This is a genomic window from Streptomyces sp. NPDC058579 (genome assembly GCF_042718575.1).
Classification (GTDB): Bacteria; Actinomycetota; Actinomycetes; order Streptomycetales; family Streptomycetaceae; genus Streptomyces.
This window is the reverse complement of the sequence record NZ_JBHXPI010000020.1, coordinates 118,936-128,286: the sequence shown is the minus strand read 5'-3', so window position 1 is coordinate 128,286 and position 9,351 is coordinate 118,936. Positions and strand designations below refer to the sequence as shown.

The window sequence follows — 9,351 nt, the reverse complement described above, 5'->3', positions numbered from 1 at the left end:
GGCACCGGGGAACGGGCTCCCCCGGCTCACAAGCCACCGTACGGAGAACGGCCCCCGCACGAGCCCCCCTCGCCCGCCCGACAGAAAGCCGATGCCATGGCCATCGACGTCACCGCACTCCGAGCGCAATTCCCCGCCCTCGACAACGGCCTCGCCTTCTTCGACGGGCCGGGCGGCACGCAGACCCCCCGCCCCGTCGCCGAGGCCATCGCCGAGACGCTGATCGGTCCCCTGTCCAACCGGGGAAGGATCAGCCCGTCCGAGCTCAACGCCGAACGCTCCGTCACGGAGTTCCGCGCCGCCTACGCCGATCTGCTGAACATGCCCGCGGACGCCATCGTCCACGGGCGCAGCGCCACCCAGCTCACGTACGACTTCGCCCGCCTGCTGGCGCGGGGCTGGGGCGCGGGCGACGAGATCGTCGTCAGCCGCCTCGACCACGACTGCAACGTCCGCCCCTGGGTCCAGGCCGCCGAGCGCGCGGGAGCGACGGTCCGCTGGATCGAGATCGAGCCGGAGACCGCCGAGCTCGACCTGGAGTCGTACGAGCGCGTCCTCTCACCCCGTACGCGCCTGGTGGCCGTCACGGCGGCCTCGAACGTCCTGGGCACCAAGCCCCCGCTGCGCCGGATCGCGGACCGGGCCCACGAGGTCGGCGCGCTGCTGTACGTGGACGGCGTGCACTACGCGGCGCACCACCTCGTGGACGTACCGGCGCTGGGGGCGGACCTGTTCGTCTGCTCGCCGTACAAGTTCCTCGGCCCGCACTGCGCCGTCCTGACCGGAGCGCCCGATCTCCTGGAGTCCCTCCACCCGGACAAGCTCCTGCCCTCCCCGGACACGGTTCCGGAGCGCTTCGAGTTCGGCACGCTCCCGTACGAGATCCTCGCGGGCGCGCGGGCGACGGTGGACTTCCTCGCGGCGGTGGACCCGGGCGCGGAGACCTCGCGCCGGGGTCGGCTGACCTCGTCCCTTGACTCCCTCCACGCGCACGAACTGTCCCTGCGTACGCGGCTTGAGGACGGGATACGCGGCCTCGGCGACGCGGTGACCCTGCATTCGAGGGCCCAGGACCGTACGCCGACACTCCTGATGACCCTCGAAGGCCGCGACCCCCGCGAGGCGCAGATCCACCTGGCCGCCCGCTCCATCCTGGCCACGGCGGGCCAGTTCTACGCGTACGAGCCCTTCACCGCCCTGAAGCTGGAGGGCCCGGCCCTCCGCGTGGGCCTCGCTCCCTACAACACCGCCGACGAGGTGGACCGGCTGCTCGAAGGGCTCTCCGACTTCCTCCGCCTCTAGGACCTGACGCCGCCCGCCCGCACCAGCCGGGCGGAGAGGTGGTGTTGCAGAGGCTGGCCGACGGCCGCGAGGTCGTGGGTGAAGTCGAGCGTGTCCTCGGCCGTCAGGGTGTAGCGGCGGCGGGTGGCGCGCACCTCCTTGGCCGTGGGGGTGAGCGCCACCTGGTGGCTGCTGAGTTCGACCGTGCCCGCGTCGGCGCCGCCGACCAGGATCTCCGCGATGCCGGTGGGCTGGGTGATCAGCGCCTCCACCCGGCCCTCCGGCTGGATCCGCCACCAGCCGGTCTCCCGGGCCGACGGCCGCAGCGGGTCGCCGTCGGCGTCGAGGAGCCAGGCGCGCGCCTCGAACTGGAGGAAGGGCCGTCCGTCATGGCTGAAGGTGACCTCCTGCGCGTACGTGAACTCCTCTTCGAGCGTCGGGTATCCGCCCCGGCCCCGGCCGACCCAGGTTCCGAGGAGCCCGAGCACAGGACCGAGCTGCGCGTGGGGTGCGGGCGAGGCGTCCGGGTGGAACGCGTCGGGGAACGGGGGCTGCTGGGCGGGGTCGTGCATGATGTGCGCTCCTGGGTCGGCGTCCGGTACCGGATGGCAGCTTAGGGGGGACGCGTCCGCCACCTCGGCATAGGCTTCGCTCGGCATGGACGTTGCCGATGGACGTTCGCGAGAGACGGACACCCGTGGACGTTCGCAGGAGACGGGCGCCCATGGACGTTCGCGGGGGACGGGGGAGCATGAAGGCGGGAACGGCGGTGCGTTGGGGGTCGACGCTCGATTCGGTCGTGGTGTACGCGCAGGGGGCGCTCTGTCTGCGTCTGGCGCGGGGCACCGTGCCGGCGGACGGGCGGGTGCTCGTCACGGGACTGCCTCGTTCGATCGACCCGGGTTCGCTGCGGGCCCGCGTCCTGGGCGCGCCCGGGGTGCGGGTCACCGAGGCGCGGGTGGAGGTCGAGGCCGAGCCGGTCGGCGAGGGACTCCCCGACGAGCTGCGGCGCGAGACCGAGCGGCTGCGGGAGGCGTACGCGCGGGCGGAGGCCCGCCGGAACCGTCAGTCGGGCCTGATCGCGGAGGTCGCGAAGCTCCACCCCATCTCCCCCGGTCGCAAGCGGGAGGACCCGCACCGCCGTACCCCCGTCGACGCGTGGCTGGAACTGGCCGACTTCGTCGACGAGCGGCTCGCGGGACTGCACGCCCGCCTCGCCGAGCTGGAACAGGCGGTGCGCGAGGCCGAGCACGCGCTCGAAGTCGCCTACGACCGGGAGGCCCGCGCCTCCACGGACGCGCCGCAGGCGCACGTGGAGACCACGGTCGGCGCGCTCCTGACGCTCGACGGCACCGCCGAGGGCGAGGTCGAGGTGGAGGTGGAGTACGGCGTGCCGGGCGCGGTCTGGGTGCCGACGTACCGGCTCACGCACCGTCAGGGCGACGGCAGCGGCCGCCTGGTGCTGCGCGCGTCGGTCGCCCAGCGGACCGGCGAGGACTGGACGGGCGTACGGCTCGCCCTGGCCACGGCCGATCTGCGGCGCCGCACCGATCTGCCGAGGCTCCGCTCGGTCCGGATCGGGCGCCGTCAGGCAGCCCCCGCGCCGTCCGGCTGGCGCGAGCCACCCGCCGGGCTCGCGGAGCTGTTCTCCGGCTTCGACGCGGCGGGCCCTTCGCCCGCTTCGGGCGCGGCCGCCGCGGGGCTGCCGAGGGCCGTGGGGCTGCCGGTGGCCGTGGGTGGGGCGGCGCCAGGTGGGGCAGCGCCCCGTCCCGTACCGCCACCGCCGCCCTCCCCGCAGGGCTTCGGCGAGCCGGTCGGCGGCTTCCCGGTGCCCGGCGCCGCGTACGGCGCCCCGATGCCGGCGGCCATGATGCCCGCGCCGTCGCAGCCGTCGGGGCCGCAACCGCCCGGGGGCCGACCGGCCGCCAAGGCCCGCACCCGGGGCCGTGCCGAGTCCAGTGCGGACGGCATGGAGCGCGCGGAGGGCGCTGCCCCGCCGGCACCGGTCCCGGTGACCGGACCGCCGCAGCCGAGCGGGGCCGAACTCGACTACGCCGCGCTCGTGCTGAGCGGGCCCGAGGAGCCGGGCGGTCGCCGGGGCCGGCTGTTCCCCGACGCCGCCTTCGATCCGGTGGCGGCCGAGCACCGCCGCCGCGCCGAGACGGTGGCCGCGCTCCCGCTGCCCGGCCACGCCGTGCGGCCCCGCGTGTCGGCGGGCTCCTTCGACCACCGGTTCGACGCCGCCGCCCGCGCCGACATTCCGTCGGACGGCACCTGGCACACCGTCACCGTCGGGGAGATCCCGGTCGGTCTGCGGACCGAGTACCTCAGCGTGCCGTCCGTGGAGCCGACCGTGTACGCGACGCTGGTGCTCTCCAACGCCACCGACCAGGCCCTCCTGGCCGGTCCTGTCGAGGTCACCGTCGACGACGACTTCCTGCTGACCACCGCGCTTCCGACGCTCGCCCCGGGCGGTGTGCGACGGGTCGGGCTCGGCCCCGCCGAGGGCATCCGGGTCACCCGCCGCACCCAGCTGCGCGAGTCGACCTCGGGCCTGCGCAACACCACCACGGTGCTCGACACCCGCGTCCACGTCGAGCTGGCCAACGCGCTCGCGCGGCCCGTCACCGTCGAGGTCCGCGAGCGCGTCCCGGTCACCACGGAACCGGACGTCCGGATCGAGGAACGGGCCGACTGGACGACACCCCAGACGGACACCGGGCCCGACCGCCACGCACCGGGCACGCGCGTGTGGCGCCTCGATCTGCCCGCCGGGGCCACCGCCGCCCTCGAAGGCGGCTACGAGATCCGCATCCCGACCGGCAAGGCCCTGGTCGGCGGAAACCGCAGGAGCTGACGCACCTCATGTCCACAAACCCGATGTCCTCGGCTCCGAAGTCTCCGACCCCCGAGTCCTCGGCCCCGATGCCGATAGCTCTCCCCGTCACCGCCGTCACCTGCCTCGAAGACCGCGCCCACGTCGAACGCGCCACCGTGCTCGACCTCGCCGCCGGCGTCCACCGCCTGCGTCTCGGACCGATCGGCGCGCTCGCCGTCGACCGGACGCTGCACGCCGAGCTGACGGCCGATCACCGGGCGACCGTCCTCGACGTACGGATGGTCCGCGCCTGGAACCCGCGCGGGCCGCAGGCGCCCACCGACGACGACTCGCCGCTGCGCCGGCGCGCGCACGCCCTCGAAGAGGAGCGGCTCGGTCTGGAGCGCCGGCGCGACCGGCTCCGTACCCGCCTCGATCTGCTCGGCCGCCTCGCGACCGACCTGCACCGGGAGATCGGCGAGGGCACCGGCTTCGGGGAGTCCGAGCGGGACCGCTGGGCCCGCGAACTGGACCGGGTGGACGGCGACCGTGACACGTACGGCGAGGAACTACGTACCGTGGACGTCCGGTTGACCGCCCTCTCCGCCGAACTCGGCGATGTCGCACGGGCGATGGACCTCGCCGAGGAGGACCCCGCCGAGCTGGTCGGGCACATCGAGCTGACCCTGGAGACCGATGCGGCGGGGCCGGTCGGCCTGCGCCTGAGTCACCTCACCCCGTGCGCGCTGTGGCGGCCCGCGTACCGTGCCGTGCTCGACGGTGACTCGCTCACCCTGGAGACCGACGCGATCGTCTGGCAGCGCACCGGGGAGGACTGGTCGGACGTACGGCTCACCCTGTCGACGGCCCGCTCGGCCCTGGCCACCGATCCGCCGCGCCTGCGCCAGGACCGGCTGACCCTCAAGGACCGCTCGGCTGCGGAGCGCCGCGCGGTCGACGTCGAGCTGCGCGAGGAGGAGATCGGGACGCTCGGCCCGGCCCCGGTGCTCGGCCTGCCGGGGGTGGACGACGGCGGTGAGACACGGGTGCTGCGGGCTCCCGCGCCGGTCTCGGTGCCGGGTGACGGCCGCGCCCACCGGGTGCCGCTCTCCGCCTTCAGCACGGCCCCGCGCAGCGAGTACGCCTGCTCTCCGGAGCTGTCGCCGCTGGTCACCCAGGTCGTACGGTTCGACAACGGCTCCGGGCACGCGCTGCTCGCCGGGCCGGTGGACCTGGTCCGCGCGGGCGGTTTCATCGGGCGCGGCACGCTCGACTTCACCGCCCCCGGCGCCCCCGTCGAGCTGGCCTTCGGCAGCCGCGACGACCACCGGGTGGTCCGGGAGGCCGAGGAGTCCCGCGACACCACCGGGCTCACCCAGCGGACGGTGGTCACCCGCACGGTCCGGCTGCACCTGTCCCGGTTCTCCGCCCCCGGCGAGCACGGCGAGCGGGTGGTCGTCCTGCGGGAGCGGATCCCGGTCTCCGAGGTCTCGGCGGTGGAGGTGCGCCTCCACAAGGACGCCTGCTCCCCGGCCCCGGACACGGTCGACGCCGACGGCATCGCCCGCTGGGACGTCCCCCTCGCCCCCGGCGGCCGCCGCACGGTCACTCTGGTCTACGAACTCTCCGCGAGCGCCAAGGTCACGGGGCTCTGAGCGGATGGATGCTCACGGGGCCTTGAGCGGGGCGCCGCCGTCCGTGACCCGGTCCAGGTCCGCGAGGAGGGCCTCCAGCCAGGTCTCCGTCGCGTAGTAGCGGCCCGGGGCCCCGGCGGGCGAAGTCCCCTCGGCGGCGGGCGAGGTCCCGGCGGGCGAAGCCCCCGCGACGGTCGGCGGGGCCCCCTCGGCAGCCGGCGAGGTCCCCTCTGGTGGGACATCCGCCGCGCCGAGGGCGTCCCCGGGCGACTCAAGCCGGGCGGCGAGCAGCAGCATCCGGCCCGCCACCCGGTCGCCGAGCCGGGTCAGCGCGGCGGCCGCCTCGGGATCGAGCGGCGGTACGGAGACGGGGCCGGGCGCGCCGCCCTCCGGCGGGGGCGGCGCTGCCAGCAGCCGGTCCGCGCCCCACAGCGCGTGGTGCCCGGTGAGCAGGACGGCCTGCCAGTCGGTCGTACGCGCCCGGTCCCCCGCCGTCGGCACCCGGGGTTCGGCCTGGAACTGCGCGAACGCCGACTCGGCCAGAACGAGCGTGCGCCGCAGGGAGGCGTGGCGGGGCGGGCTGGCCGGGTCCCGGACCCAGCCCGCCGCGATCGTCGAGGCCGTGGCCACCACGGCTTCCGCCGCCGACTTGAGCAGCGCCGCGCTGGACTGCCGTACCTCCCGTTGTGCGCCGCGCGGCCAGGCCAGCAGACCGAAGACGGCGCCGATGGCGCTGCCGATGAGGACGTCGAGCAGCCGGACCTCAGCCAACTCCCAAGTGGTGGGAGCCAGTTGGGCGAAGACCAGCGAGACCACGATCGCGAAGAACGCCTGGGCCCAGCCGACGCCCTTCACCGGCCCCACGGTGAACGTGATCAGCAGCAGCGGTACGAGCACGGCCGCGTACACCGTGGTGTCCGTGCCGACCAGGGCGAGGATCCCGGCGGTGCACAGGGCGCCGATCAGTGTCCCGGTGACCGCCTGCCGGATGACGGACCGGGTCGCGCCCAGGGTCGTCCGGGTGAGGCTCAGCGTCGCGAGCATGGCCCAGAAGCCGTGCGGGAGGGTGTCGAGGCCGGCGACGACCCGGGCGGCCGCGAGGGCAAGGCTGATCCGGACCGCGTTCTGGAAGAAGACCGACCGGGACCCCGCGTTGCCGATCAGCCGCCGCCACCACAGCCGCGGCGCCCGCATGCGCGCGTACCAGAACCGCCCGAGCGGCGGCTCGGGCCCGGCACTGCGCCCCCGTGCGGCCAGCCCCGCGGCCGTCGACAGGGCAAGGGCGGCATCCGCCACTTCGAGCAGCGCGGCGTCACGGCGCAGGGCCACCGGGTCGGCCGACCGTTCCCGCGCGGCGGCGAGCGCCGCCCGCTCCCGGGCCGGGCTCGCGGTCCCCGACCCGGGAGCCCCGCGCAACAGCGCGGCGGTGGCGGCCGTCGACCGCGCGACGGCGCGGAGCAGGTCGAGACCCGGCTCCGCGGGCGTCCGCCCCTCAGGCACCGCGGGCAACCGATGCAGCCGGTTGAGCAGGGTCCGCGCCGCGAGACCGGTATGGGCGAGCGCCCGTGAGCGGACCCCGGGCCCGGCGGGCCGGTCCGCCTCCGGTACGCGCGAGGGGCGCAGCGTCTGGGCCGCCGCACCGGCCGCGTCGCCCGCGGCCCGGGAGAGGACGTACGGCGGCCGGGCGAGCTCCCCGGCGCACCGCTCGGCGACGCCGGCGGCGCGCGCGGCGAGCTCCCGGTAGGACACGGTCGGCGCATCGCGGAAGAGAGTGGCCTCGGCGAGTACGAGCAGGAGGATCCCGACGGCGCTCCCGATCAGCCGCTCGCCCAGGGTGTCGGGGGCGTACGGCGGGAACGACGGGAGGATGTAGAGCAGTTGGAGCCCCGGCGCCACACCGGCCGGACGGGGCCCGCCGACGGCGACGAAGGCCAGCGCGAAGCCGATGACCAGCATGCCGGCCACCGCGCTCGCGGTCCGCACGGCCAGGAACGTCCCCACGACGACCAGCAGCAGGGCCACCGGCAACGCCCGCAGCAGGACGACCGCCCGCTGCCGCCCGGTCCCCGGGATGCGCGAGAGGCCCCCGAGCGAGACCGCGCCGAACAGCGCGTAGGTCGCGGCGACGGTCTCCCCGAACCCGTACAGGAACAGGTAGAACCCGCCCGCCGCGGCCACCGTGACCCGCACCGAGCTGCGAGCCGCACCCGCGTAGGCGGCGGGCACCCGCGGCAAACCGCTCATCCCACCAGCATCGACCACACCTCGGCCCAAGGCACCCCGCACCAATCACTGCCCCCGCTGCCTCCGCTGCCTCATGCGGCGACCGTTCGTGAACTATCTTGGGCGGCATCGGGACGAAAGGGAGGCACCCCGTGCCATCAGGGCAGCAGGCGCGTGCGCAGGCGGCGGCGATCACACCTGGCACGCACGGCTCGGAGGCGGAGGCGGAGCAGGCGCCGCCCGTCGACCAGGTGCGCGCGCTCTTCGGCGGTCACCGGCTCTCCCCCGGCCAGCGGCGCATCGCCCAGTTCCTGATCGACCACCTCACCGAGGCCGCGTTCCTGTCGATCACCGAACTGGCGGAACGCGTGGGTGTGAGCCAGCCGTCCGTGACCCGATTCGCGTCGTCGCTCGGTTTCAGCGGCTACCCCGCGCTCAGGGACGCCCTCCAGCCCATCGCGCTCAGTGCGATCGCCGGATCGCCCGAGGGGCGGGAGGCGCGGCGGCGCAACGAGCTCCAGGCGGCGGTCGACGCCGAGATCGAGAACCTGGCCTCACTGCGCCGCTCCCTGGCGAGCACCGACCAGATCCTCGACATCGGACGGGAGCTCGCCCGGTCCGCCCCGCTCACGGTGCTCGGGCTGCGCATCTCGGCCTCCCTCGCCGAGTACTTCGCGTACGCGGCGCGGCGCATCCATCCCGATGTGCGGGTGGTGACCCGCGGCGGCAGCGTCGCCTACGACGCGCTGCTCCAGTCGCGCGAGGCGGGCGGCACCTGGGTGCTGGCCTTCGCGATGCCCCGGCACTCCAAGGAGACCCTCGCCGCCATGAAGGCGGCCCGCGGCGCGGGGCTGCGCATCGCGCTGATCACGGACCTGGCGCTCGGTCCGCTGGTCCACGAGGCCGACGTGAGCTTCACCGCCGGTACGGGCTCGCGGCTCGTCTTCGACTCGTACTCGGCGCCGGGAGTGCTGTCCGCGGCCATCCTCCAGGCCATGGCGGACGCCGATCCCGAGCGGACACAGGTCCGGCTGGAGAAGTACGAGCAGGCATCGGACCAGTACGACTTCTTCCTGGAGGACTGACCCGGCCCCTCGGGCCCTGGCTGCGGCCTTTCACGCCCTATGACCACACCTCCGGGCCGAATGAATTTTTTCATGCCCTTGCGTACTCGACGGTATATATATTTACTACAGATGCCCCGCGGGCACGGGCAGAACAGCGTCGGGTCGGCCCCCTCCTCCTCAGTCGACCCTTGAGTTGTTCCACAGGGAGCACTCCGCACCACACGGGTGCCCCCGCGGCGGGGGCCGGGGAACGCAGGGACCGCCGCCCCCCCGCCCGAGGCACACCAACCCACCCCAAACGCTCCGCGCATTGACCACCACCACCCCG

General features: G+C 74.9%; 6 protein-coding genes. 4 read left to right on the top strand and 2 right to left on the bottom strand.

Features of this window, described 5'->3' with window-relative positions; translation table 11 throughout:
* The first annotated feature begins 96 nt into the window (after window positions 1-96).
* A complete protein-coding gene (locus ACFWRO_RS22495; protein WP_384512844.1) occupies window positions 97-1,302 on the top strand; it encodes a cysteine desulfurase-like protein in 1,206 nt (401 codons plus the stop codon).
* On the opposite strand, the gene ACFWRO_RS22490 is transcribed toward ACFWRO_RS22495, so the two are convergent.
* A complete protein-coding gene (locus ACFWRO_RS22490; protein WP_384512843.1) occupies window positions 1,299-1,853 on the bottom strand; it encodes an FABP family protein in 555 nt (184 codons plus the stop codon). The two genes, ACFWRO_RS22495 and ACFWRO_RS22490, sit on opposite strands and share 4 nt — an antisense overlap.
* A gap of 179 nt (window positions 1,854-2,032) precedes the next feature.
* Between ACFWRO_RS22490 and ACFWRO_RS22485 the strand changes: the two genes are divergently transcribed.
* Together ACFWRO_RS22485 and ACFWRO_RS22480 are read left to right on the top strand one after the other, a co-directional pair.
* A complete protein-coding gene (locus ACFWRO_RS22485; RefSeq protein WP_384512842.1) occupies window positions 2,033-4,138 on the top strand; it encodes a DUF4139 domain-containing protein in 2,106 nt (701 codons plus the stop codon).
* A 23-nt stretch (window positions 4,139-4,161) separates the two neighbouring features.
* The gene (locus ACFWRO_RS22480; RefSeq protein ID WP_384512848.1) at window positions 4,162-5,754 is read left to right on the top strand and encodes a DUF4139 domain-containing protein; all 1,593 of its coding nucleotides are present in this window, start codon (window positions 4,162-4,164) and stop codon (window positions 5,752-5,754) included.
* A gap of 12 nt (window positions 5,755-5,766) precedes the next feature.
* Here the strand turns inward: ACFWRO_RS22480 and ACFWRO_RS22475 are convergent, their stop codons facing one another.
* On the bottom strand, window positions 5,767-7,977 hold the full coding sequence (locus tag ACFWRO_RS22475; RefSeq protein WP_384512841.1) for an FUSC family protein: 2,211 nt from the start codon (window positions 7,975-7,977) through the stop codon (window positions 5,767-5,769).
* A 131-nt stretch (window positions 7,978-8,108) separates the two neighbouring features.
* On the opposite strand from ACFWRO_RS22475, the gene ACFWRO_RS22470 reads away from it, so the two are divergent.
* Entirely contained in the window at window positions 8,109-9,041 is a 933-nt protein-coding gene (locus ACFWRO_RS22470) for a MurR/RpiR family transcriptional regulator (protein WP_384512840.1), read from the top strand.
* Window positions 9,042-9,351 lie beyond the last annotated feature (310 nt).